20 protein-coding genes are annotated in these 25,502 nt (G+C 52.8%); 4 read left to right on the forward strand and 16 right to left on the reverse strand.

Annotated elements, in window-relative coordinates; translation table 11 throughout:
* Positions 1-7: 7 nt before the first annotated feature.
* On the reverse strand, positions 8-592 hold the full coding sequence (locus tag NSS64_RS19525) for a TetR/AcrR family transcriptional regulator (RefSeq protein WP_341141219.1): 585 nt from the start codon (positions 590-592) through the stop codon (positions 8-10).
* 162 nt (positions 593-754) lie between these two features.
* Between NSS64_RS19525 and NSS64_RS19530 the strand changes: the two genes are divergently transcribed.
* Entirely contained in the window at positions 755-1,636 is an 882-nt protein-coding gene (locus NSS64_RS19530) for a hypothetical protein (protein ID WP_341141220.1), read from the forward strand.
* 234 nt (positions 1,637-1,870) lie between these two features.
* Here the strand turns inward: NSS64_RS19530 and NSS64_RS19535 are convergent, their stop codons facing one another.
* Positions 1,871-3,766 carry a PrkA family serine protein kinase gene (locus NSS64_RS19535; protein WP_340942520.1) on the reverse strand — a complete coding sequence of 632 codons (1,896 nt, stop codon included), beginning with the start codon at positions 3,764-3,766 and terminating at the stop codon, positions 1,871-1,873.
* Positions 3,767-3,937: 171 nt separating this feature from the next.
* Between NSS64_RS19535 and NSS64_RS19540 the strand changes: the two genes are divergently transcribed.
* Positions 3,938-4,825 (forward strand): DUF2161 family putative PD-(D/E)XK-type phosphodiesterase, encoded by an 888-nt coding sequence (locus NSS64_RS19540; protein ID WP_341141221.1) that lies wholly within the window; start codon positions 3,938-3,940, stop codon positions 4,823-4,825.
* Positions 4,826-5,392: 567 nt separating this feature from the next.
* Here NSS64_RS19540 and NSS64_RS19545 read toward each other — a convergent pair.
* The 5 genes from NSS64_RS19545 to NSS64_RS19565 form a co-directional block, all read right to left on the reverse strand.
* Positions 5,393-7,291, reverse strand: coding sequence for a beta-glucoside-specific PTS transporter subunit IIABC (locus tag NSS64_RS19545; protein ID WP_341141222.1), 1,899 nt, complete (start codon positions 7,289-7,291; stop codon positions 5,393-5,395).
* A 238-nt stretch (positions 7,292-7,529) separates the two neighbouring features.
* The gene (licT, locus tag NSS64_RS19550; RefSeq protein ID WP_341141223.1) at positions 7,530-8,381 is read right to left on the reverse strand and encodes a BglG family transcription antiterminator LicT; all 852 of its coding nucleotides are present in this window, start codon (positions 8,379-8,381) and stop codon (positions 7,530-7,532) included.
* A gap of 247 nt (positions 8,382-8,628) precedes the next feature.
* A complete protein-coding gene (locus NSS64_RS19555) occupies positions 8,629-10,086 on the reverse strand; it encodes a glycoside hydrolase family 1 protein (protein WP_341141224.1) in 1,458 nt (485 codons plus the stop codon).
* Between the two features lie 266 nt (positions 10,087-10,352).
* Positions 10,353-11,570, reverse strand: coding sequence for an aminotransferase-like domain-containing protein (locus NSS64_RS19560; protein ID WP_341141225.1), 1,218 nt, complete (start codon positions 11,568-11,570; stop codon positions 10,353-10,355).
* Positions 11,571-11,637: 67 nt separating this feature from the next.
* On the reverse strand, positions 11,638-12,294 hold the full coding sequence (locus NSS64_RS19565; RefSeq protein ID WP_340991942.1) for a response regulator transcription factor: 657 nt from the start codon (positions 12,292-12,294) through the stop codon (positions 11,638-11,640).
* Between the two features lie 369 nt (positions 12,295-12,663).
* Between NSS64_RS19565 and NSS64_RS19570 the strand changes: the two genes are divergently transcribed.
* Together NSS64_RS19570 and NSS64_RS19575 are read left to right on the forward strand one after the other, a co-directional pair.
* The gene (locus NSS64_RS19570) at positions 12,664-13,071 is read left to right on the forward strand and encodes a hypothetical protein (RefSeq protein ID WP_036722356.1); all 408 of its coding nucleotides are present in this window, start codon (positions 12,664-12,666) and stop codon (positions 13,069-13,071) included.
* Positions 13,068-14,135 carry a phosphodiester glycosidase family protein gene (locus NSS64_RS19575; RefSeq protein ID WP_341141226.1) on the forward strand — a complete coding sequence of 356 codons (1,068 nt, stop codon included), beginning with the start codon at positions 13,068-13,070 and terminating at the stop codon, positions 14,133-14,135. The genes NSS64_RS19570 and NSS64_RS19575 overlap by 4 nt, the downstream gene beginning before the upstream one ends.
* Positions 14,136-14,521: 386 nt before the next feature.
* On the opposite strand, the gene NSS64_RS19580 is transcribed toward NSS64_RS19575, so the two are convergent.
* From NSS64_RS19580 to NSS64_RS19620, 9 genes are all read right to left on the reverse strand, one after another.
* Entirely contained in the window at positions 14,522-14,776 is a 255-nt protein-coding gene (locus NSS64_RS19580) for an AbrB/MazE/SpoVT family DNA-binding domain-containing protein (RefSeq protein WP_036697751.1), read from the reverse strand.
* Positions 14,777-14,929: 153 nt separating this feature from the next.
* Positions 14,930-15,394, reverse strand: coding sequence for a tRNA (uridine(34)/cytosine(34)/5-carboxymethylaminomethyluridine(34)-2'-O)-methyltransferase TrmL (trmL, locus tag NSS64_RS19585; RefSeq protein ID WP_036697752.1), 465 nt, complete (start codon positions 15,392-15,394; stop codon positions 14,930-14,932).
* 217 nt (positions 15,395-15,611) lie between these two features.
* Positions 15,612-16,703, reverse strand: a complete 1,092-nt coding sequence (gene serC, locus NSS64_RS19590; RefSeq protein ID WP_036722639.1) for a 3-phosphoserine/phosphohydroxythreonine transaminase — start codon at positions 16,701-16,703, stop codon at positions 15,612-15,614.
* Positions 16,704-16,809: 106 nt separating this feature from the next.
* Positions 16,810-17,694, reverse strand: coding sequence for a hypothetical protein (locus NSS64_RS19595; protein ID WP_341141227.1), 885 nt, complete (start codon positions 17,692-17,694; stop codon positions 16,810-16,812).
* 144 nt (positions 17,695-17,838) lie between these two features.
* Positions 17,839-20,568, reverse strand: coding sequence for a GH36-type glycosyl hydrolase domain-containing protein (locus tag NSS64_RS19600; protein WP_341141228.1), 2,730 nt, complete (start codon positions 20,566-20,568; stop codon positions 17,839-17,841).
* A gap of 604 nt (positions 20,569-21,172) precedes the next feature.
* Entirely contained in the window at positions 21,173-21,367 is a 195-nt protein-coding gene (locus NSS64_RS19605; protein WP_341141229.1) for a hypothetical protein, read from the reverse strand.
* A gap of 136 nt (positions 21,368-21,503) precedes the next feature.
* Positions 21,504-22,928, reverse strand: coding sequence for a type I glutamate--ammonia ligase (gene glnA, locus NSS64_RS19610; protein ID WP_340942542.1), 1,425 nt, complete (start codon positions 22,926-22,928; stop codon positions 21,504-21,506).
* A 293-nt stretch (positions 22,929-23,221) separates the two neighbouring features.
* Positions 23,222-24,268, reverse strand: a complete 1,047-nt coding sequence (gene aroF, locus NSS64_RS19615) for a 3-deoxy-7-phosphoheptulonate synthase (protein ID WP_341141230.1) — start codon at positions 24,266-24,268, stop codon at positions 23,222-23,224.
* Positions 24,269-24,532: 264 nt separating this feature from the next.
* Positions 24,533-25,489 carry a 4-hydroxy-3-methylbut-2-enyl diphosphate reductase gene (locus tag NSS64_RS19620; protein ID WP_340944648.1) on the reverse strand — a complete coding sequence of 319 codons (957 nt, stop codon included), beginning with the start codon at positions 25,487-25,489 and terminating at the stop codon, positions 24,533-24,535.
* Between the last annotated feature and the right edge of the window lie 13 nt (positions 25,490-25,502).

The following is a 25,502-nucleotide window of genomic DNA, read 5'->3' on the forward strand; positions in this document are numbered from 1 at the left end:
TATATTATCAGCGCTGCGTATCCGTCAAGCCTTTCATGATGAATTCCACCATATAATCCAGAAGCTGCGGAAAATGGCTTGCCCCGATCTCTTCCTTGTGAATGTCGATATACGGAATAGAGTTGAACAAAGCGAGAATCATCCCGTCCGCAAGATCCGTTCTGATTTTCCCCTTGGACTTCCAGAGCCGGATTAGCTCCAGCATGCCGCTGTTCATCATCTCATGAATACCCTCTATCCCGCCATGGGCATAGAATTCCTTCTCCAGCTTGCTGAAGAGTGCTTTATTGTACCATTCCTTCAGGATAGGGTGCTCATTCATTCCCCTGTAATTAAGCTCCATCATCTGCTTAAGCACCTTGGCTGGCTCATCATCCACATCGACCTTAGCCATCATGCTCCGCTTCAGCTCCTCATTCTCCCGCAGGTAGATCTCTATGAACAGCTTCTCTTTGGAGGCGTAATAATTATAGAACGTGCCTACGGCATATCCGCACAGCTTGGTGATGTCGGACACATTAGTGTCCTTGAAGCCCTTGGAGCTGAACAGCTCGGTACCGCATCTGAAAATCTCTGCCTTCTTATCTTCCATCTATAAGCCCTCCATGCCTGAGTGAATCGTTTTCAATTCATTCACACAATGTAGCACAGCCATGCAGCCATTACAATGTACTTTTATATTGGTCTGATACGAATCACTTCCCATTTCGACGAATAGGCTATTGTAATGAAATCAAGAATGGAGGGTTCCCGCATGAATTACAGGAACGAAGATTCAAGCAGTTCAGCCCATTCGTCAGGCTATCGGCATCTGCCGCAGCCCTATCCTTATTCGCATTACCACTACCTGGTACATTCAGAGACCGCTGAGGAGACCCCTCAGAGAATTGCTCAGAAGTCTGCAGCTGCCGGGAATACTCAAGCTGTCAGGGCTTCCGAACCCCCGGCCGCTCCAAGTAAGCTTGAGAATGACCCTGCGGAGGACAAAATGGACGGCTGGCAGCAGCTTCAGAGTGCCAGCAAGCCGCAAAAGGTCGTGGAAAGCGGACATCCGGCTGCCGCGAATAAGGCGGTGGACGGCCATCCCGGACCAAGTCAGACTGAAGCAAATGGAATTCATATCGATACGGGAGGCGAAATCGGGGGCGAACACGGCATTGGCTTACATGCCGGCGGGAATCTGGCCTACAGCGGCGCTGATCTTCAGGCAGGCGGCCATATTGGCAGCCCCTCCTATGGCATTGAAGCGCAAGGTGATTCCCATTTAGGTAACGGGCAGGGCCTCGGAGTGAGCGCCGGAGCCCAAGCCTTCGGCAAATACGGCGTCGCCGCGCAGGGCAAGGCCCAGCTCGGCGGCGGGCAGGGAGCCGATGTTCACATGGGGGCGCAGGCCGGCGGTGACCACGGGCTAGATGCAGATGCGGGTGCTCATCTGGGTCTCAGTCAAGGCGCCGGTTTTGACTCCCATGTTCAGCTAGGCGGCAACAAGGGGGTCGGGGCTGAGGCCAAGGCCCAGTTCGGCGGCGGCGAAGGCGCAGGCATCGGCGTGGGCGGGCAGCTCGGCAAATATAAAGGCCAATTCAGCTTCAAGATTGGCGGTAAGGAGCAGGAGCCTAAGGACTCTCAGGAGGATTAGGAGAATTAGCGTTCTTCAGGATGATAAAGAATCCCCTGACACTGCCGGTTATCCAGTCCGCACGGATTCGCCAATCAGGCACTTCGCTAGACTAAAGGGAATATCCCTAAGCCATCAACATGGCCTGGGATATTCCCTTTTGGCTGAGCGTACAAGTCTTAATTAACTCCGGGACAGACAAGAGGACTGCCTGATGGCAGTCCCCGGTCCCCAGTATCCGTGAAGCCGCCTCCGTCAGCGGTTCAGCAGGCTTCCGACGTATTTCAGCAGCTCATTGGCACAGATCGGGCAGTAGTTATGCTCGTCGATCAGGCGGCGGCTGACCTCGTTGATCCGTTTGAGCTGGCTTTCATCCGGTGTCTTGGAGGAAGTGGTGATTTTGACGATATCCTTGAGATCCGTGAACAGCTTCTTCTCGATGGCTTCCCGCAGCCGGTCGTGATTGTTGTACTCGAACTTTTTGCCCTTGCGGGAGTAGGAGGAAATACGGATCAGGATCTCCTCGCGGAAGGCCTTCTTCGCATTCTCCGAGATGCCGATCTGCTCTTCAATGGAGCGCATCAGCCGCTCATCCGGTTCCATCTCCTCATCGGTGAGCGGGTCGCGGATTTTGGACCAGTTGCAGAAGGCTTCGATATTGTCGAGATAATTCTCGAACAGCGTTTTGGCGGATTCTTCAAAAGAGTAAACGAAGGCCTTCTGCACTTCGCTTTTGGCAAGAATATCGTATTCCTTGCGGGCAATGGAAATAAAGTTCAGATAACGCTCACGCTCCTCCTTCGTAATCGAGGGATGCTGATCCAGACCGTCCTTGATTGCCCGCAGCACATCCAGCGCGTTCATGCACTGCAGATCGCCTTTGATCAGGGCGCTGGAGATGCGGTTAATGACATAACGCGGGTCGATGCCGGACATGCCTTCATCTAAGTATTCGGTCTGCATCTCCTTCAGATCCGCTTCCTTGTAGCCCTCGACCTCTTCGCCGTCGTACATGCGCAGCTTCTTGATCAGATCCATCCCCTGCTTCTTGCTCTCCTTGAGCCGGGTCAGGATCGAGAAGATCGCCGCCGCGCGCAGCGCGTGAGGGGCAATATGAACATGCTTCATATCGCTCTGGCCGATCAGCTTGGCGTAGATCTTTTCCTCTTCAGAGACGCGCAGATTATAGGGAACCGGCATGACGATCATGCGGGACTGGAGCGCTTCGTTCTTTTTATTGGAGATGAAGGATTTATATTCAGTCTCATTCGTGTGGGCAATAATCATCTCATCCGCCGAAATTAACGCAAACCGTCCGGCCTTGAAGTTGCCCTCCTGAGTCAGCGACAGCAGATTCCACAGGAACTTCTCGTCACATTTCAGCATTTCCTGGAATTCCATGATCCCGCGGTTGGCCTTGTTCAGCTCCCCGTCGAAGCGGTAGGCCCGCGGATCGGATTCCGAGCCGAATTCGGTAATGGTGGAGAAGTCGATGCTGCCGGTCAGATCCGCGATATCCTGCGACTTCGGATCGGAAGGGCTGAATGTACCAATCCCTACCCGCTCCTCTTCGGACAACAGCACCCGGGTAACCGCCACACGTTCAATATCCCCTTGGTAGTCATTCTTCAGCCGCATCTGGCAGGACGGGCAGAGATTGCCTTCAATCCGTACATCCAGCTCGCGTTCGATCTCAGGCCGCAGCTCCAGCGGAATCAGATGCAGCGGGTCCTCATGCATCGGGCAGCCCTCAATGGCATACACCGCACCCGCATCCGTGCGAGAATATTGCTCCAGGCCGCGCTTCAGCAGCGTGACCAGGGTGGACTTTCCTCCACTGACCGGTCCCATCAGCAGCAGAATCCGTTTACGTACATCCAGCCTCCGGGCTGCGGAATGGAAGTATTCCTCCACCAGCTTTTCCACCGCACGATCCAGTCCAAAGATCTCCTGTTCAAAAAACTTATACCGTTTACGTCCGTTAATGTCCTCGACGCCGTGTGACTTGATCATGTCGTATACGCGGGAATGAGCCGTTTTGGCGGGAGAAGGGTCTACTTTAAGCAGTTCTATATAGTCCTTGAAAGTGCCGCTCCACGCCAAACGGTTGTTCTCAGCCCGATGCGTTGCTATACGCTCAAAAATATCCATGGCTCGCTGCCTCCTCTTGCGCTCCTACTTGCTCCACCAAGCTTAGAAAGTGTATTACATACCTATGCGGCGAGCCCGGAATAGTTGACCTCTTTTTTGCTGTGCTATAATAGAGAATCATGATTTCTATAGAATAATTACGCTGCAATTCAGGGCAGGAGTGAATACAGAATGGCGATCAAGCAGGAGACGGAGCTGTATGCTCCTTTGAAGAGTTTTTTTGAGCGGCAAGGCTATGACATCAAGGGTGAGGTGCGGACCTGTGATCTGGTGGGCATCCGGGAGGACGAGGCGCAGCCGCTCATTGTGGAGATGAAAAAATCGTTCAATCTCGCCCTGCTGCTGCAGGGGATTGAACGGCTGCGGCTCAGCCCTAACGTCTACCTCGCGGTTGAACGCGTCAGGGAGAAGAAGGGCGCGGTCAACCAGCGCTGGGGCGAGCTCACCGGACTGTGCCGCCGGCTCGGCCTGGGGCTGATCACCGTCGTCTTTTACAAGACGAAGGCCCCGCTCGTCGAGGTGCTCGCGGAGCCGGGCGACGCGCCGCCGCAGGCCCGCAGCGCCGTCCGCCGCCGCGAGCGGCTGCTCTACGAGTTCCGCGAACGCAGCGGGGACTACAACACCGGCGGCAGCACGCGCGTCAAGCTCGTGACGGCCTACCGCGAAAAGGCGCTGCGCGTAGCACTCGCGCTGCAGGCCCTGGAGGCCGAAGCCGCCGGAGCGGCCGGCCTCGGCGGAGGGCGCGCGGCGCTAAGCGGCGCGCCGGGCACTGCCCTGGCCGCCGGGGAGACGGCGGCCGCAGGTACGGCAGCAGCGGCGGGGGACGCTGCTGCTGCGGGCCCGGCTGCTGCGCACAGCCGGGCGGAGAGCGCGCGCGGCGTCACGCCCGCCGCGCTGCGGAAGCGCAGCGGTGTGCCCGGCGCCGCTGCGATCCTGCAGAAGAACTACTATGCGTGGTTCTTCCGGGTGCAGCGCGGCCGCTACACGCTCACGGCCGCCGGACAAGCGGCGCTGATCGAGTATGCGGCGATCGCGGAGATTAGCGCGGGCAAGCTGTAGGCCCGCGCGCCTTACATAGGCATTCACGCAACCATGAGGCGTTCGCGCTCCACCACCCAGCCAATAGTTGGAAATTCAACACTTAATTTGTTGAGTTTTTCCCGTCGTAAAAGATTAGTTGGATAAACAACACTTCTTTTCCACCATTTTGTCTCAAGTAGCCTATTTCAGCTGAATAAATGTACTTTTTCCAACTAAAGTCCCAACTCTCAGGAATCCAGTCAAATTAGCTGCTCTTTTTCCACCTATCTCCACAGAACAAGGTTACTGGACAGACGCCAACACATTATATTCGGTTTTTCATACACATCCGGCCCGCTTACCCTCGTCCCATCACATTGTACTCAGTTTTCCACACCCATCCGGCCTACTTCCCTTCCCTTCCGGCAATTATACAAGCCAAAAAGGAGTTGTCCGCACGCAGACCTGCTGCGAGCGACAACTCCTTTGTACCTTCTCTATCCACTTACCTGATCTATACTCTAGAATGTCCTACTGGTTTATACCTTGCTCTTCGCTCATTCACTCCAAGCCCCCAGCCCTTCGCTTATTCGCTCATGGCTCGCCCTAAGCAAGCACCGTATACAGCAGCTCCTTCTCCTTAACCGAGGTGGCGCCAGCAGACTGGATGGACTGGTACTGCTGGATGTTCGTAATAATAACCGGCGTAATCGTGCTATAGCCCGCCTTCTCGATCTGGGCCAGATCGAATTCCATCAGGAGATCGCCGACAGCCACCCGGGTTCCGGCGGTTACCTTGGGCGAGAAATGCAGGCCCTTTAGCTTCACCGTGTCGATGCCGATATGGATCAGCATTTCCGCTCCGCTGTCGCTGACCAGACCAATGGCATGTCCGCTCTTCGAGAGCGAGAACACCGTTCCCTGGACCGGCGAGACTACGCGGCCTTCGGACGGCTGAATCGCATACCCCTTACCCATGATCTCCTCCGAGAAGGCCGGGTCGCTCACTTCGCTGAGCGGCTTCACCGCTCCGGCAATCGGACTGAATACCTCTTGATTCACCATCGTAGACTCAGCAGCAGCGCCCATTACAGTAGTGTTAGCGGCAGATACTACAGGCTCGGCAGGAGTCACCGCAGGCGCAGCAGCAGCTCCCGGCTCATCCTCGAAACCGAGAATATAAGTGACAATCGCAGCAACTGCCGCCCCGATGGCGAAGCCGATGACCGAATAGACAAAGGTCGCACCGAGAACCATCGGAATGCCGGAGAGTCCGGCGAGTCCGCCGATGACATACGCTTTTACCTTGAACAAGCTGAGGAACGCACCACCGGCGGCTCCGCCGATCAGGGCAGAGATGAACGGTTTCTTAAGACGCATATTCACACCGTACATAGCCGGTTCTGTAATCCCCATGAAGGCCGTGATACTTGTGGACAGGGAGAGGGACTTCAGCTTGCTGTTCTTCGTTCTCAGAGAGACACCAAGCGCACTGCCCGCCTGGGCGAAGTTCGCTACCATCATAATCTGAATCATATAGTCATAACCAAGCTGCGCAATAGATGCGATCATGATTGGAATCAGGGCATAGTGCATCCCGGTAATGATCAGCAGCGACATGGTTCCGCCCAGCAGCAGGCCTGCGAACAATCCCGTATTCTCGAACAGCCAGCTGATCCCTCCAGTCAGGCCATCCCCGATAATTACTCCCAGCGGGCCTACAGCAATCAGGGTAAGCGGTACAATGACCAGCAGCGTAACCGTCGGAACGATAATCAGCTTCAGGGAAGCATGGGTTACTTTATCAACGGCTTTTTCCACATAGGAGGCCAGCCATACTGCAATTACAACCGGAATGACGGACGAAGCGTAGGTTGCAGCTACCACCGGCAGTGAAGCGAAAGTAACAGGCTCTCCGGACCCCAGCAGTGTGGTGACAGTCGGATGCAGAATGGCCGCCCCTATCGCAGCAGCGATGTACATATTGCTTCCCAGCTTACGGGCAGCGCTGATGGCCAGAACAATCGGCAGGAAGTAGAAGGCGCCGTCCCCGATTGCCGATAGTATGATATACGTGGAGTTCTCCGTTCCCATCCAGCCTACTGCGACAAGCAGGGCGACAATCCCCTTGATCATCCCCGCACCGGTAATGGCCGGCAGGATCGGTGTGAAGATGCCCGAGATGAAGTCAAACAGCTTGCTGAGCGGATTCTGCTGCTTTTTCTCCACCTTGTCACCGGAAGCCTTCTTCTCAGGAGAAACGGACATATTGCCAATCAGCTCATTGTAGACCACCGGGACATCATTGCCGATAATGACCTGGAATTGCCCGCCGTTAATCATCACGCCCATAACCCCGTCCGTCTTCTGCAGGGCCGCTTTGTCCGCACGGTTGTTGTCATTCAGGTTGAAGCGCAGACGGGTCATACAGTGGGTTACCTGATCGATATTGTCTTCTCCGCCAACAAGCTTCAATATTTCTTTGGACAGCTCTTTTGTATTCATAAGATGTTGCTCCTTAGATGTAGTATGTTTTCCGCACAAGCAGAAACGGCTTCGCCGTCCTTTTAAAGGACGGTACCGTTTCAGCGAGAAATAGAAGGATAATTTATAGCGTGAAACATATAAATTTTTATATTTAAAAAAACCTAAACGCCGATCAGCGGGGAAAAGCAGTCTTCTGCCTCCAGCACTGTCCGGGTTTAGGTTTTGCCTCTGTATCGAGTAGCAATCCTGCACCACATTATTCTGTTATATCCCCACTACGGATAATCCGTTCAATATGAATGGTCAGATACAATATTTCTTCCTTGGACAAGACCCGTTTGTATATCTTGCGGGAATAGTCCGCTATCTTCACCGCAACCGCATGGGCAGCCGGGTACTGCTTCATGACCAGATCATGCAGCGCATGATCCTGGTCCCGCTCCTCCATCGGAGTGCCCTGAACCACCCGCTGCGCAAAGAACTTCAGATGGGTCAGGAAGCGGTAATACCCGAGTGATTCTTCATCCAGCTCGATGAGGAAGCTCCGCCGGACAATATTCAAGATGTCCTTCACGATATTTGTGATGCTTACCGTCTCCCGCATCTCACTGTTCATCTGCGCATTAACCAGATGCATCGCGATGAAAGCGCACTCGTCCTCCGGCAGCAGAACCCCAAGCCGTTCCTCGATAATTTGCAGCGCCTTGAGTCCAATGGAGAACTCCTTGCGGTACATCCGTTTGATTTCCCACAGCAGTGCATTCTTGATTTGAAGCCCCTGACGGTGGCGGTCGATGGCGAAATGGATATGGTCCGTCAGTGAGATATAGATGCTGTCATGCAGCTTCTCCCCGAGCACCGTCTCGGCATAACGGATCACTTCATCGGTGCATTCCACATATTCCAGCGGGATCTCCGAGAGAAGCGACATCAGCTTCTGTGAACCTTCTTTATTCTCCAGGGCGAATACCTTCTCGACCTGAGCATCTTCAACAGCATCCCCGGCCTGCTTCTTGAAGGCGATACCACGGCCCATTACGACCCGTTCCTTCCCGCTGGCATCGAGTACGGTGACCACATTGTTGTTGAGCACCTTAGCAATTTTCATTCCATCACCTTACACCGTCAGAGTAATATAATCTCCCGCAGGCGCGGGGATACAACATTATTGTGTTAAAAAAGGCAAAACCAAAACGGCATCAAAAGAGTGCCCGTTTCTGGTTTTGCCTGAATGAACAGTAACAATCCAGTTATTCTACCTGTAGCAGCATCTTAGCATATCATTGTTAATATGACAACACTTTTATGAAAACGTTTTATTAAGGTCTGTGCTTCTTAAGCTTGCCCCATTTCACCTACAATATTTCACCGTTCGACGAAATCACCTGCTTGTACCACTCAAACGAATCCTTCTTGCTGCGGTTCAGCGTGCCGCTTCCCGTGTCGTCCAGGTCTACGTAGATGAAGCCGTAGCGCTTGGACATTTCCGAGGTCGACATGCTCACCAGGTCAATCGGACCCCAGGCCGTATAGCCCATCAGCTCCACGCCGTCCTTAAGCGCTTCCTTCATCTCCTTGATGTGTTCCCGCAAATAATCAATCCGGTAATGGTCATGGATCGATCCGTCTTCCTCCACCTTGTCATAGGCACCCAGCCCGTTCTCTACGATGAACAACGGCTTCTGGTAACGGTCGTACAGGTTGTTCAGGGTAATGCGCAGACCCATAGGATCAATCTGCCAGCCCCAATCAGAGGCTTTCAGATACGGGTTCTTGATACCGCCCAGCAGATTTCCTTCAGTCGCCTCACCCTCCGGACCTGCGGACACCGTAAGCGTCATATAATAGCTGAACGAGATGAAATCTACTGTATTCGCAGCAAGAAGCTCATCATCCCCCGGCTCACGGACAATCTCAATCTGGTTCTCGGCAAAATAACGATTCATATAACGCGGGTACTTGCCGCGCGCATGCACATCCGTGAAGAACAGATTCAGCTGGTCCTCCTGCTGTCTCTTACGTACGTCCGCCGGATTGCAGGTATTCGCGTAGCTTTCCATACGGGCCAGCATACAGCCGATCTGCGAGCCTGGAATAATCTCATGTCCCAGTCTGGTGACCAGGGCGCTTGCTACAAACTGATGGTGCAGCCCCTGAAAGACCGCTTGCAGCTTGTTCTCCACGCAGTCTGTAAGAATACCGCCTCCGGTATACGGGCTAAACAGCATGACATTGATCTCGTTGAAGGTCAGCCAGTACTTCACTTTTTTCCGGTAACGTGTAAATACAGTCTCAGCATACTTCACATAGAAGCCAATCACTTCACGGCTGGCCCAGCCATTATACTTCTGTGTAAGACCGAGCGGAGTCTCATAGTGCGAGAGAGTAACCAGCGGCTCAATGCCGTATTTCAACAGTTCATCAAATACATCGTCGTAGAATTGCAGCCCCTGCTCGTTAGGCTCGGCATCATCGCCGTTCGGGAAAATCCGTGCCCAGTTAATCGACAGCCGGAACACCTTGAAGCCCATTTCGGCGAATAGAGCAATGTCCTCCTTGTAGCGGTGATAGAAGTCAACGCCTTCGCGTTTCGGGAACCAGTCATCCGTCTCTCCGGCAAGAATCCGGGCGATACGCTCCGAAGAGATCTCCATGGAATGATCCCCTGTGCGCTTATCCTTGGGCACGAAGGCGATCATATCTGCCGTAGACAGCCCTTTGCCCCCCTGATCAAAAGCGCCCTCCAGCTGATTGGCAGCGGTTGCGCCGCCCCATAAGAAATGCTCAGGAAATCCGTTAAGTACTGTAGCCATAGTCCTTACCCCTTTTCATTATGATCTTTCTGCATGGCCTATATAACAGAAAAACCTAAACCTATGGCAAGATCATCGAGCCCGGCGAACGGGTTCAAATCAGTCACCATCAGTTTAGGTTTTGCCTGGCACGGCCAGTAACAATCCAGTAAACGATGTGTTTATGGAAGATTTAATTGACTCCAGCCTAACATAGCATCCGGTAAAATTCAAATGAAAATCCGCTCAATTTCCGTGAAGCCATATTTGCGCCCGTTCCTTCTCGCCTAGCTGCGCGCCGTGAACTCGGTCACCGCTTCACTCATCAGGTTCATTCCCAGCAGCAGCTCATCACGGCCGGGATGGCTGAAGTTGAGCCGGATGCGGTCCGAGCCTCCGCTTACACTGCAGAGCGGACCAGGCAGGAAGGCTACCCCCTTGGATAGCGAAGCACGCAGCAGAGCCATCGCGTCCAGGCCTTCAGGCAGCGATACCCAGAGGAACATGCCGCCGGCCGGCATGTCGTAGACGCTGTTCTTCCAGGCCGGACGCTTAAGCAGCTCCGCCATCAGCTTCAGGCGGGTATTGTATTCGCGGTTCAGCAGAGCGATATGCTCCCTTAGATCAAAGGCCGACACACTGAGCAGATGATGCAGCAGCCGCTGGTTCAGCGAGCTGGACTGCCAGTCCGCCATCTGCTTGGCGGCAGCCATCATGCCGATTAGCTCGCGGCTTCCCGCCGCCCAGCCCGTCCGCAGCGCTGGCGCGACCGTCTTGCTGAAGGAGCCGATGTATAGCACATGCCCGCCTTCGCTGACATTCTCCAGCGCGTATAGAGTAGGATATTTCTTGGAGGGATGGCCCTCACTCCGCTGGAAGTGCAGATCGCCATACGAATCATCCTCCACGATCAGCACATTATGTGAGATGCACAGCTCCAGAATCTCTTGCCGCCGGGCAAGACTCCAGAGCACTCCGCTGGGATTGGTGAAGCTTGGCGCAGCGAACAGCATCTTGGGCCTATAGCTGCGGATCGTTCGGCGCAGATGATCCGGCAGCAGGCCGTCCCCATCCCCCTGGACCGGAATAATGACGGCTCCCTGCATCCGCAGCGCCTGCAGAATACCGGGTGAAGTCGGATTCTCAACCAGCACATGATCCCCGGGATCAATGTATACCCTGCACAGCAGGTCAATGGCCTGCTGGCTGCCCGTTGTCAGCAGCACTCCGCCATCGGCTACCGCCACTCCTTTGCTGCGGAGCCAGTCTCCGGTCAGCCATTCGCGGAGCGGGCCATACCCTTCAGGCTCCCCGTACTGCAGCGCACTTGCATCTGTGGAGATTACGGTGGATGCCGCCTCAGACAGCAGTGACAGCGGAAATAATTCTTCAGCCGGGAGCTCCTCGGCCAGCGAGATCAGCGTACCCCGGCGTGTCTCCTTACGGATACTCAGCAGCGGTGAAGATAACAATGTATGTGCGCGCGATGAAAACTCATACTTCATACGCTTCCCCCCTTTATCTGGTTTAAGAATATTCCAGTCCTGATGCTATTATGTCGTAATACAGGGATTATGCGTAGATTTGCTTGTTCTGTCTTGAGAAAAGCGCGAACTTCTCAATCGCCTGCGCTCTTGTCGATACTTCCAGCTTCACATAAATCTTGCGCAGGTAGTTATCAATCGAACGGCGGCTGACTTCAATTTCAAGTGCGATTTTGTCGTATGTAATTCCTTGCACAATGCGTTCCATGATGAACATCTCCGTTTGTGTCAGCTGCAAGACGCCTTCCAGCCCTCTGGAGGAGGCTACCGGACGGAAGCCCTTTTCAATCCATTCCAGCGGAATGGAGAGGAACCCTTCGCGGATACCGCGGATCATCTGCAGAAGCTGACCCGGAGTGGCTCCCTTCGACAATACCCCGCTCGCTCCCAGTTCAATCAGGGGCAGGAATATCTCCTTATCGTTCTCCTCCGTCATGATAATAATGTGGGAGCAAGGTGAGCTTTTTTTCATGTCCGGCAGCACCTGTTCTACGGTTCCATCGTGCATCTGATAATCACTCAGCACCAGATCAGGCCTTAATTCCTCCATGCCCGCGAGACATTCTTCCCAGGTAGCGAACATGCCGTCTACCGTCAGTCCCTCCTCATCTTCCAGAATTAATTTTGTTCCCAGCATACTTGTGGGATGACATCCCACGATGACCACCTGCCAGACCTTCGTCATTAATGCCCAGACCTCCTGCTATCTATATAATTTTCCAGAATGGAAAGCGCTGTAAGCGTTTCCCGTCAACACGCAAGCAAGGATCTATGCTGTCATAAGTCTATTCTTCCTACTTTTACCTTGAATACGTCCATCAGATATTCCAATCTATAGAAATTGTATCGCAGTAGTTTAACAGGATGCAATTACTTTTTGTCGTTTCTGCGCGGCTCTTTCACTTTTGCGAAAAACCTGAAAGTCTGATAGAATGAGGACTTGAAAAATAACCCCACAAAGTGAGGCTTTGGCTTCAATGTTTACTCAGATACTTTGCGGGGACCCCGAAACATGTAAATTCTTATCTTGAAAAATATGGCTTGAGGTGATGAAATGCAACCGCTAGCGGAATCGACCCGGGTACACTCTCGCCGGAGTGCAGAGAGAAGCGGCTCGTCCGTCAAATGGTTTCTACTGTTCTGGATTCTGATGATCACAGCCGGCGTATACGCCGTGTACAGCTACACCAATCATCTGAAGGATCAGGTGCTGAGCGAGCTTGGATCTCAAAGCCAGCAGCAGCTTACCGTTTTGAAGACCGACTACGAGTCGAAGATCGCCGTCCTGTCAGAACAAGTGAAGGAGCTTCAGAGCACCGTGCAGACATTCAACGAGCTGCTGACCTTCACCAAGGATAATGCCAGTAACAAGACGGACAACAGCAACAAGCTGTACACGCAATTAAGCGAGGTCAAGAAACAGCTTGATACGCTCAAGAAAGAGATGGATCTGCTGAAATGATGACTCCTGTCAAAAGAGTGAACCGGTTCTTCATGCTCCTGACCGCTCCATTGTTCGGACTGCTGCTCTGTCTGTGGCTGTACCAGCCTCCGCTTGAGCTTAAGCTGAATACCGCCCCCTTCGCAGCTGACCCCGGACCCGTGAATGAAACCGCACAATTGAAGCAGGACCTGGCTGTGGCCAAGAGCTATGCCGCTTACACCATAGACTCTATCGGCACCAGCGCACAGCTCTACAAGCAGACCACGAACGCTATGAACGCACTGGTCAGCACAGCAACGGCCCAGACCTCCCGTCCTGAGCGGATCTACAACCGCCGGATTAGTTCCCGGCTCGGCATTCCTGCCGATGTGATCAGCAGCGACCGGATTACCATTGAATTATACCGGCTGAACCCCGGCAATTATACAGCATACGCAATGAAGATTAAGCTGAAGGATACCTCAGCCATGAAGATGAGCCTGGCCGGTGACGGCACGGGCGCTTCCGAGACCACACTGCAGGCCGTGAACCGCTACGGTGCCTCGGCCGGTATTAATGCCGGCGGCTTCGCTGACCAGAACGGCAAGCGTTATCCGCTCTCGACCACCATCGTCGGCGGAGAATATCTGTACGGCTTCGAGCCCAGCTACAAGGATCTCAGCTTCGTCGGCCTGAACAAATCCGGCCAGCTGATCGGCGGCAAATTCACCAGCCGTGACCAGCTCGATCAGCTGGAGCCGGTATTCGGAGCAACCTTCGTCCCTGTGCTGCTGAAGAATCAGAGCAAGACAGCCATTCCGCTGAAATGGCAGCTGGCCCCGAAGCGGGCACCGCGGACCATCATCGGTAACTACAAGGATAATCAGCTGCTGATTCTGGTCGCTGACGGATATAACGAGAACGGTAACTCGGGAGCTACACTGGCTGAGCTGCAGGATAAGCTGTACAATCTCGGCGTCATCGATGCTTATAACCTGGATGGCGGCGGCTCATCGTCCATGATTTTCCGCGGCAAGGTCATTAACAGACCTTCCGACGGCAATTTGCGCCGCGTCCCAACCAACTTCTTGTTCTTCAAGTAATTCCGAGTATAACCGTCAATGCTAAATATCACATTTTCATTTATTTTTACAGATTAAAAGGGTATACTCAGGGTAACGAAGATAGTCAATAATGGAGGTGCCTGCATGTCGTTCTCCCTGACTTTTTGGATCGTGACCCTGGTATTTGTACTGTTTCTGGCTGGTATTCTTACTTCTTCCTACAACGACGACAAGACTAAGGGGCTGTGACACGCCCTCCGCGAACAATCTGATGGACGTATACCACAAAAAGGAGCACCGCACTGATGTGTGCGGCGCTCTTTTTGTGTTCTTCACTATTCACTGAAGCCGAGTCCAACCAGCATCCATGTTATAAGACGCGCTTACGCGTTTTACCCTATGTAGATAATTGATGCGCTCTACGCTTACGCGTGTTTTGGCAGTTGGGTCATCTCGGTAAGGCAGCTTGAACAAATGTAACGGTCTTTATACTCGCTTACGCCTTCCATCGATCCGCAGAAGACACACTTCGGACGGTAACGCTCCAGAATAATGTGGTCACCCTGAACAAGAATTTCTACAGGATCCCCTTCATTCATTTGATACCTTTTACGCAGAGACTTAGGCAGAACGATTCTACCCAGCTGATCTACTTTACGTACAACGCCAGCAGGTTTCATATCTAACTTACACTCTCCTGTTCAACTTATGATTAGTAGTGCCATTTCTGACATCCAAGTTCACGTACCCTATTACTTTCTTCGGCACTAATCAACTATTTCGTTACTAAAATGTCGAATCCTGCTGAAAAAAATAAAAAATGATGTCAACTTTTAGAAAAGTTGTGGGAAATCGAGCTGCCGGAGCGCTTCATAGACCACAATCGCTGCCGAATTGGACAAATTAAGCGATCTGACCGCCTCGCTCATCGGCATCCGCATCGCCGTTTCCTGCCCAGCCTCCAGGATCTCTGCCGGCAACCCCTTGGTTTCTTTCCCGAACACGAAGAAGTCTCCATCCCGGAAGGCGAAATCGCTATAGCGCTTCTTGGCCTTGGTAGTCGCGTAGAAGAACCGCCCTTCCTGATACTTCTCCAGTACTTCACTGAAGGAATTATGATATTCAATATTCACGGCATGCCAATAATCGAGTCCGGCACGCTTCAGTGTAGCATCGTCTGTGCGGAAGCCCAGCGGGTGCACGAGATGGAGATGGGTTCCTGTGGCCGCACAGGTACGGGCGATATTGCCGGTATTCGCCGGTATTTCCGGTTCCACCAGCACAATGTGTAATGCCATAAGTCTGATGCTTCCTCTCTGTAGGGTCTTAAGGAGTGCGGCGGCGTAAGTATCCGCAGTGCCTTCCATGGCCCTGTGATGTATTCTTGATGCTGCTTGCAGTTACAGGCCGGACACAGGCCGGACACAGGCCGGACACAGGCCGGACTCAATGATCCTGGCTGCGGGCAAGAAGAAACCTTCCGCTGCCAGGCGGAAGGTCAGGAACGTTCTTAGATTACCCTTGAGTTTGCCGGAAATGCTTCATGAAATCAGCCAGTGCCTTCACGCTCTCATGCGGAACGGCGTTGTAGATCGAAGCCCGTAAGCCGCCTACGCTGCGGTGTCCCTTGAGGCCGACAAAGCCTTCGGCTTCGGAAGCTTTGATGAACTGCTTCTCCAGCTCCTCCGATTGCATCCGGAACGTTACATTCATGATGGAACGGCTGCCTTCTTCCGCAACTCCGCGGTAGAAGCCGTCGCTGCCGTCGATATAATCATACAGGAGACCTGCTTTGTCACGGTTCTTGGCTTCAGTGCCGGCAAGCCCGCCCTGTTCCTCAATCCATTTTAACACTTCGTTAACCATATATACAGAGAAGGATGGCGGCGTATTGTAGAGAGAGTTGTTCTTGTAATGAGTATCATACCGCAGAATCGTCGGAATATTCGCCGGAGAACTTGCGATCAGCTCTTCCTTGGCAATCACTACGGTAACGCCCGACGGTCCGAGATTCTTCTGTGCACCGGCATAGATCAGGCCGAATTGGTTCACATCGAAGTCGCGGCTCAGAATATCACTGGACATATCGGCAACCAGCGGAATGTTACCGGCATCAGGATACTGTGCATACTGTGTGCCTTCAATCGTCTCATTCGAGGTGATATGCAGGTAAGCCGCATTGTCCGCAGCCTTGATGCTGCTAAGCTCGGGAATAGCCAGGAATTTCTTGTCTGCGGAGGATGCGGCTACATGGCCGCCGCCTGTCAGCTTGGCTTCCTTCAGGGCTTTGTCCGCCCAGCTTCCTGTCATGACATAGCTGCCGACCTGGCCTTCAGCGATAAGGTTCATCGGAACCATGGCGAACTGTGTGCTTGCTCCGCCCTGGATGAACAATACCTTGTAGCCCTGCGGATTGCCGAGGAGCGAAAGCAGGCGTTCCTGAGCTTCATTATGCACGGATTCGTATATCGCCCCGCGGTGCGACATCTCCATAATGGACATTCCGCTCTCCCGGAATTCAACGAACTCCGCCTGTGCACGTTCCAATACTGCCAGCGGCAATGCTGCCGGACCGGCATTAAAATTGTATGCTCTCTTGCTCAAAATAACTCCCACCCTTTCTCTCCTATGAATATGGATATCGCTATGATAGCAGATAACGATAAACACCAGCAAGTATAATTATTCACATATGAGGTAAGCTAGACCGCAATCAGAAGGCTGAAAACAGGTAACTGCGGCTCCACCCCTTGCTGTGACGCGGTAAAATAGTGATGTCAGCAAAAACCTCAGGTGAAATCACATGCTTGTCTCCCCACAGCGCAATCCGCTCAGCAGCGAAATCTCCGCTCTCTCTGATGCAGGCTCCAGTAGGCTTATGGATCAGCTCCCAGTAATAGTCCGCCTCCGCCTGCTCCCAGCCTTCGAGTCTGCAATAGAATTGGCGGTCCGTTTCCCCGGCCCATGTCAGGCTATTCCCGTCTATGCTGAGCAAATTCTCCGTATACGCCGATTCCGGGGCCACGATCTGCGGCGTTCCCGGCAGCCTAAGCTCATAATCCGTCCCTACGAGCGCCCCATCAATGCCGACAAAATTATGAATATACTCTTCAATCCGCAGCGCTTCGGTCCCTGTATTCTCTATCATGTAGGAAATATCCAGCCGGTTATTTTCAAGCTTCAATGTCTTGACCAGCCGCATGCTGTAGCCCCGGCATTCCAGCGGCTGCACAGTGTATGTAACCGAGTCTTCGCTCCACTCTTCTGTGATCGGGAATCGCTTAAGCGGATACTCCCCGACGAATGAATAAGGCTCATCACTTTGCTTCTGCAGCAGCCCGATGCCGGGCTTGGGGAACCATTCCCCAGGAGCAGCATCTTCATAGCCAATTGCCCGGGAAATGCCAAACTCATTGCAGAGGCCTATCCCTCCCGTACCCTGCCCAGGCACCAGACTTTCCGGAACGCAAAAGGTATGTCCTCCCTGCTCCAGCTTCACTCCTGTAATAAATCCCGTCCAGTCAAAACGGGTGCCTCCGTATGCCCCTACATCAGCAATCTCTACGGTCAGTACTCCGTTGGATAATATACGTGTCATTGATCTCTTTCCTTTCTGTCCTGGTTGGACGCAGCACATCCTATCATAGCATTTCCTGGGCCATTCTATACCGGATATTTGGATATTAAAATGCCTGCTCCGCGCAGACCGGCAGAGCAGGCGTAGAATTCAGCAGCTCCGGCTTTAGGCCAGTTCTACCTCCAGCAGATGAATTTCTCCTTCTGGCAGGTCTGTCAACAGACTGCGCGGGATCACAGCACCCTCTGAGACGCGCTGAAGCGTTACCTCAGCTCCGTTCAAGCGGGCTGCGTGTATTTGATACTCTCCGTATTCCGTGCTTCCAGAGGCCATATAGACGACTTTCAGCTCACGTCCGGCAAAGATAGTCTTGATTGAGGCGCTCTTATCGCCGTCAAACTGTTCATTCACCAGCTTCGGCTGCAGCAGCAGGTCGCCAAGCTTGCCTTTGACGCCAAATACTTCAGTTACCATCGTCAGGAGCAGCCAGCTTGCCGAGCCTGTCAGATACGTGTACATTCCTCTGCCCTGCTCGTTGATATATTCCGGAATTCCGGGATACATCCGGCTGACCTCGAAGTTCGCACTCAGGTTATACAGTGAATCCAGTACTTTGCGGCCTTCTTTGACGTATCCGCGCTTATACAGCGCATTGCCGTACATAACGGTCATGTGGCTGAACATGGCCCCGTTCTCCTTGTGTCCGAAGGCGAAGCCGAACGCCCGGCCCAGATTCTGCTGAATGCCGCCGAAGTTGCTGTTCAGACGGTAGCCGATCTTCTCATCGTACAGATTGCGCTCTACCGCAGAGATGATCGCAGGAATCTGCTCTGGAGCAGCCGCGTGTCCCAGGAGCGGGAAGACCTGTCCGGTAAGCGTCATCCGTGTACTCTCAGCCCATTCCCCTTCTACGCGCTCACCGTCATTATTATAATAGCCGTTGAACCAGCCGTCGCCGTGTCCGCTCTCTACCCATTCATTGCGGCGCAGGTGATTGAATATCCATTCCGCCTTACGGGCAAGATCTGCTGCAACCTCTTCAAGCTTCAGAACGGCTCTTACCCCGCTCACCTTATTCGGTGCGGCAGCATAGAAGCGGTTGAGCAGCTCATGCTTGGCCGTAACCGATTCATAATCGACAGCTTGGCCGAGCGAGTCAAGCAGCAGCACCATCTCTTCGGCCAGCTCCAGCGTATGTCCGCCAGTCCGTTCCTTCAGGGTAACCAGCAGTTTGGACAGATCGAGCAGGTTGCTGGCATAGAAGGCTGTGAATGTAACACTTTCGCCCCGCTGCGCTGCCATATCGAGGCCATCGTTCCAGTCCGCTCCTTCCAGCAGGATGTTGTTATGCTCACCCACATTGAAGAATGGAATCAGATTCTGCAGCAGGATATGCTCCAGAATAGTACCTGTATAGACTTCGCCCGCATTCGTCCGCAGACTACTTCCTGCAACCGGCTCCCAGGAGGCATCGCGGTCCTTACAGCGGTTCATGAAGGTATCACGGAAGTAGGTCTGCTCCTGCAGCAGGAAGTCCAGATCCCCGCTCTGATCCAGGTATAGCATGGTGGTCAGGAACGGCCACGCTCCATGGTCCATCCAGACCCGGGGAATATTGTTGCGGTCGGCAATGAATTCGCCCGGCTGCTGCCCGATGATCGTCGCATTGCTGCCGTCAATTCGCACTCCGGCATAGTTGTTCAGCAGCAGGCTGCGCACATCCGCAGGCTCCATAATCAATAGAGCCAGGCAATCCTGCCAAAGATCGCGCCAGCCGCGTCCCCCTCTGCCATAATCGTGGTAAGGCAGGAACGAGTTGCCGTATAGTCTACGCAGCACTGGCTGCAATGTGACCCATTTCATCCATTCGTCGGCGGCATGATCTCCAGTATGGAATTCTACCGTATTGACTTTATCCGCCCAGAAGCGTTTATTCTCATCAAGCAACGCGTCAAAAGCCGCAGCCGAGCCATATTTGGCCATTAGCGCCTGCACATCGATTCTATCATTGTCAATCGCCATGACTACGACATAAGAATGACTCTGACCCGGCTCCAGAGTAATCGCGGCGAACCGCAGGCCTCCCAGTGCCTCATACCCTTCCCAAGGCACTCCGCCATCTTCCCCAATCGACGGAGCCAGATTGTTCACAACCGCTTCCGGCCAGTCCAGACTTCCGCCCTCACCGATGAATTCCTCCTGCACCGGGAATAATCCGGTTGGCAGCGCTCCGCCCTCACCAGCCCCGAATACCCCGTACGAAGTGTGATTCACCCGATGGCCGCGTTCGTCGAACGACAGCGCAGGCTGCACCTCTACGCCATACGCCGAAGTATAGATCCGGTTCAACAGCGAGGTGACATGCCGGTGATCGCGCAGATCATCCGCAGAACGCGCATACAACGGAATAGCCGCAGTAGATGTCAGCGTAAGCGCCTCCGTGCCGCTGTTCGTAAGTACCACCTTCATCAGCTCAACCTTGTCGCTGCCGCAGGGTACGAAGCTTGTGATCTCCGCCCTCAGCCCCAGCTCCTTACTCTCCCGCGTCACCCGATGCCACAGAAGTCCTGCCTCCAGCAAGGATTCATCTGCTGCTTCGCCATAGAACGCCGCATTCTGCCGTGCAGAATTACCCGCAGCTGACCAGGCGCCCTTGCCTTCAATGTACACCCAGAAATTGCGCGATGCGCGGGAATTATGCATATCCTCCACGGAGATTGGCGGTGTCAGAAAGGTATTATGGCCCGAAGTGGCCTGACCATGCAGCTTGGGACTGACCGAGGACATCATGCCCCCTTCATTCACTAGCGGAAAATATAAAAAGCTGCTCCGGTCCGGCTGCTCCAGCCGAAAGTCCCCGTTATTTCCGGTGAAGCTCCATCCTGATCTTGACACCTTTGATTGCTCCTTCAATACATTCATCCTCCCTGTTCCCTAACAGTAGATATCTTCTTGTTTGCGATGACCACATAATTGGATAACCACATAATTGATTAATACATAGTTGCATAACCACTTAGTTGCATGAACACTTAATCGCAATGCCCGATACCGCTTTCCGAAATCGGTTTCGGTTTCATTATCACACCGTTAATTCCCTTTGTAAAGCGTTAATTGTGACTTATGAGCAGAGATTAATGTGCACAATTAATACTCCAAAACTCAGATCACCACATATTATTGTAACTTTATTACATTAATAGTATTTTAGTAACGAAACTTAACGAAACCACAATATTAAGCTATTTGCGACAAATGAGAACAGGCCTCCACATTTGCCCAACTAGCACACAACTTCCCCGAATTCAGGTGCACTAGTGCTCCCAATTTAGCCCATTTGCCTACTTTTGCCGAATTCAGGTGTACTAGTGCTCCTCATTTAGCTTATTTGCCTACTTTTGCCGGATTCAGGTGCACTAGTGCTCCTCATTTAGCTCATTTGCCCACTATTGCTGAATTCAGGTGCACTAGTGCTCTTCATCATTACTCTCCCTCAGCTTTAATCATCAGCAGCAGCAACAGAGGGAATTATCCCTTTCATTTTAGCTTCCAGCCAACTTTTCGCTGAATCTGAGGGATTTATCCCTTTTATTTCACTCATTTGCCAACTTCCAGCTAATTCTGAGGGATTTATCCCCTTCATCTCACCTTCCAGCCAACTCCCCGCTAAATCAGAGGGATTTATCCCTTTCACCTTCCACCATTCACCTCGCCCTCCAGCACGATCAGCCGCCACCGAAGTTTGTTTACACGATAAATGCAAAAAGCCCCCGGAATCAATGATTCCAGGGGCTTTTCTGTCCTACTATATTACAATAGATTAGCTTATCTTATACGTCGAAGTACAGGGAGTATTCATGCGGATGAACGCGGATGGCAACGGCTTGAGCTTCGGAACGCTTCAGGGCGATATAGTTATCGATGAAGTCTTTGGTGAATACGCCGCCCTCTGTCAGGAATTCGAAGTCAGCTTCCAGTGCATCCAGAGCTTCGTCCAGGGTACCCGGAACGCTGCGGATCTTCTCTTTGTCTGCATCAGACAATTCGTAGATATTCTTGTCCAGCGGACCGTAGCCCATTTCTTCAGGGTTGATCTTCTTCTTGATTCCGTCCAGACCAGCCATCAGCATAGCGGAGAAGGCCAGGTATGGGTTAGCCGTGGAGTCCGGTGTACGGAATTCGATACGACAGCCCTTAGGTGTCACAGCAGCTACCGGGATACGGACTGCAGCGGAACGGTTACCCTTAGAATATACCAGGTTGACCGGTGCTTCATAGCCGGGAACCAGACGTTTGAACGAGTTGGTGCTTGGGTTCGTCAGCGCGATCAATGCAGGAGCATGATACAGGATACCGCCGATGTAGTGCAGCGCCATTTCACTCAGGTTGGCATAGGCGCCTTTTTCGTAGAACAATGGGGCATCGCCGTTGAAAATCGATTGGTGAACGTGCATTCCGCTACCGTTATCGCCGAACAGCGGTTTTGGCATGAAGGTGGCTACCTTGCCGTATTGGCGTGCAGTGTTCTGCACAATGTATTTGTAAGTGAGGAGATTATCAGCTGTTTTCTTCAAGGTGTCGAAACGGAAGTTGATTTCCGCTTGGCCTGCTGTTGCTACTTCATGGTGATGACGCTCGATTTCGAGTCCGGCTTCACCAAGCAAACGGCACATTTCACTGCGGATATCCTGCTGGGAATCCACTGGAGCTACAGGCACGTATCCGCCCTTCACGCCAACCTTGAATGCCATGTTGCCGCCTTCTTCCTTGCGGCCTGTGTTCCATGCTGCTTCTTCGGAATCTACGTAGAAGGAGGAAGTATTCATTCCGCTCTCGTAACGTACATCGTCGAAGATGAAGAACTCGGATTCAGGTGCGAAGAATGCTGCTGTACCTACACCGCTGGATTGCAGGAATTCTTCAGCCTTCACTGCGATCCCGCGCGGGTCGCGCTCATAACGTTCGCCATCAGGTGTGAAAATGTCGCACATAATGTTCAGTGTCGGGTGAGCAGTGAACGGGTCAATGTAAGTGGTGCTTGGATCAGGCATCATTACCATATCCGACTCTTCAATCCCCCGGAAGCCTGTAATGGAAGAACCATCGAATGCTACTCCATTTACAAATGTTTCTTCTTCAACTGCGGATGCTGGCAAAGAGATATGGTGAGCACGTCCACCCAAATCTACAAACCGGAAATCCACCCACTCGATATTGTTTTCCTTGATCGTCTGCAATACTTTTTCAACCGACATGCTTAATTCCTCCCCAGATTCCGAACATTAGGCCGCTCATCGTATCAAATGTTCTTGTTTTTATTTTTTTGCTGTCGTCATTATAAATCGCATACCTAACATCGTCAATGCTTATGTCAGGTATTTCTTGCGACAATGTAAGATATTCTGACGCTTTGGTGAAAATACCAAATTCATCCGGATTCCATGTCACCTTTGTCCCATGTTCAATAAAAATGCAGCAAAAACAGCCCTCATCCCCCATCCTGAAACGGGAGAAGAGAGCTGTTCAATAGTCATTTATACGTTGACACTCATACTACAGGCGCAGCCTCCAGTGACGGAGAGAACTTGCGGCCCACCAGCGGTGCCAGCTTCTCCAGATCCCGCAGCAGGCTGTCGAATTGCTCAGGGAACAGGGACTGAACGCCGTCACCGGTCATGGAGTTATCGGGGTCGGTATGCATCTCGATGATCAGACCGTTGGCTCCGGCAGCAACCGAGGCCTTGGCCATAGGGGCTACCAGTTCACGGCGTCCAGTACCGTGGCTCGGGTCAGAGATCACAGGAAGATGGCTGAGATTCTGCAGCACAGGAATGGCCGACAGATCCAGCGTATTACGCGTGTAAGTCTCGAAGGTACGGATGCCGCGCTCGCACAGCATGACATCCCGGTTGCCCCCGGCGAGAATGTATTCTGCCGCATTCAGCAGCTCATCATAGGTCGCACTGAACCCGCGCTTCAGCAGCACAGGACGGCCGCAAGTCCCCAGCTTGCGCAGCAGGTCAAAGTTCTGCATGTTGCGTGTACCTACCTGCAGAATATCCGCATGCTCGGCACAGATATCCACGTATTCCGGCGTCATGACCTCAGTAATAGTCAGCAGGCCGTGACGTTTGCCGGCTTCAGCCATCATTGTCAGCCCTTCCACGCCAACCCCTTGGAAGCTGTAAGGTCCGGTACGCGGCTTGAAGGCACCTCCGCGCAGTACCTGGCCGCCGGAAGCCTTAACCAGCCGGGCAATCTCATCGATCTGCTCCGGAGATTCCACGGCACACGGACCGCCCATAATGACCATATTCTCTCCGCCGATCTTTACTCCGCGGATATCGATAACCGTATCTTCTGGATGGAAGTCGCGGCTCGCCAGCTTATAGGATTTGGTAATCTTAACTACATTCTCCACGCCCTTCATCTGACGAAGATGCTCGGCAAGCTTCGGAGTGACGCCCCCGATCAGTCCGATTACGGTATGGTCAGCGCCTACAGAGAGATGGACCTGCAAGCCTTCCTTCTCAATCACGGCAATAATCTCATTCACCTGTTCCTGAGGTGTTTGGTTGGATGTAATAACGATCATATTATAGCTCCCCTTTTGGACCCGTATTAGTGTTGTAAGATAGACCGGCACACTGCTAATCCTCTGATATACTATCTCGCTACGACGCGTGTACGCTTTTAAGCACTAAAGTGATTTTAACGCATATTCCCCTTTCCGTCAACCGTTATTCCCCCGTTTTATGTAAATTGTATCCAGTCCACACTACAAAAAAGCAGCACAGCCCTCTCAGGCCGCACTGCCGGGTAACCGCTATGAGTTCATCGTTATTGTTATTCAGACCTGTCAGCTGGTGCTGGCCGTCTTATTCTTCACCGGCGGCAGAAGCTTCGCCATATTGACCGTGCGCTTGATCTCCCAGGTCTCCGGCTTCGCTTCGTCATACTGCTCCAGATAATTAATGACTTCCTTGGTGATCGGCGTCGGCGTAGAAGCGCCGGAAGTCACGCCTACCTTGGTAATTCCCTTCAGCCACTCCGTATTCAACTCGGAGACGTCAGCGATCCGGTAAGCCGTAACTCCCGCGATCTCCTCTGATACCTGCGCCAAGCGGTTGGAGTTATTGCTGCGCGGATCACCGACCACAATAACCAGCTCACACTGGCCCGCCTGCTCAGCGACAGCTTCCTGCCGCACTTGCGTAGCCATACAAATCTCATTATGAACTTCGGCACCAGGGAAGGTCTCCAGCAGCTTGCGCATAATATGCTTGATATCCCACTGGCTCATAGTAGTCTGGTTCGTAATGACAATACGTGAAGGAGGAATTCTCAGGCCGGCAATGTCCTCCTCCTTCTCAATCAGATGGACATGCTCAGGAGCAATGCCCACCGCCCCCTCCGGCTCGGGATGGCCTTTCTTGCCGATATAAATAATCTCACAGCCCTCTTCAACCTTCTCCTTGATGAGGTCATGCGTCTTCGTTACATCCGGACAGGTAGCATCCACCGTAGTCAGCCCTTTGGCCCGTGCCATCTTGCGTACCTCGGGAGATACGCCGTGCGCAGTGAAAATAACTGTGCCCTTGTCCACCTTATCTAGAATATCCAGACGGTTATGCCCGTCCAGCGTAATAATTCCGTCGTCCTCAAAGGAGTTCGTGACATGGCTGTTATGCACAATCATGCCCAGTATATAAATCGGCCGGGGCAGATCCAGATTCTGCGCAGCCTGCCGTGCCATTACCATAGCATCGACGACGCCATAGCAATAACCCCGGGGAGAGATTTTGATGACTTCCATGAATTCACCGCTT

Source organism: Paenibacillus sp. FSL H8-0122 (assembly GCF_038005345.1).
Lineage (GTDB): Bacteria > Bacillota > Bacilli > Paenibacillales > Paenibacillaceae > Paenibacillus_AQ.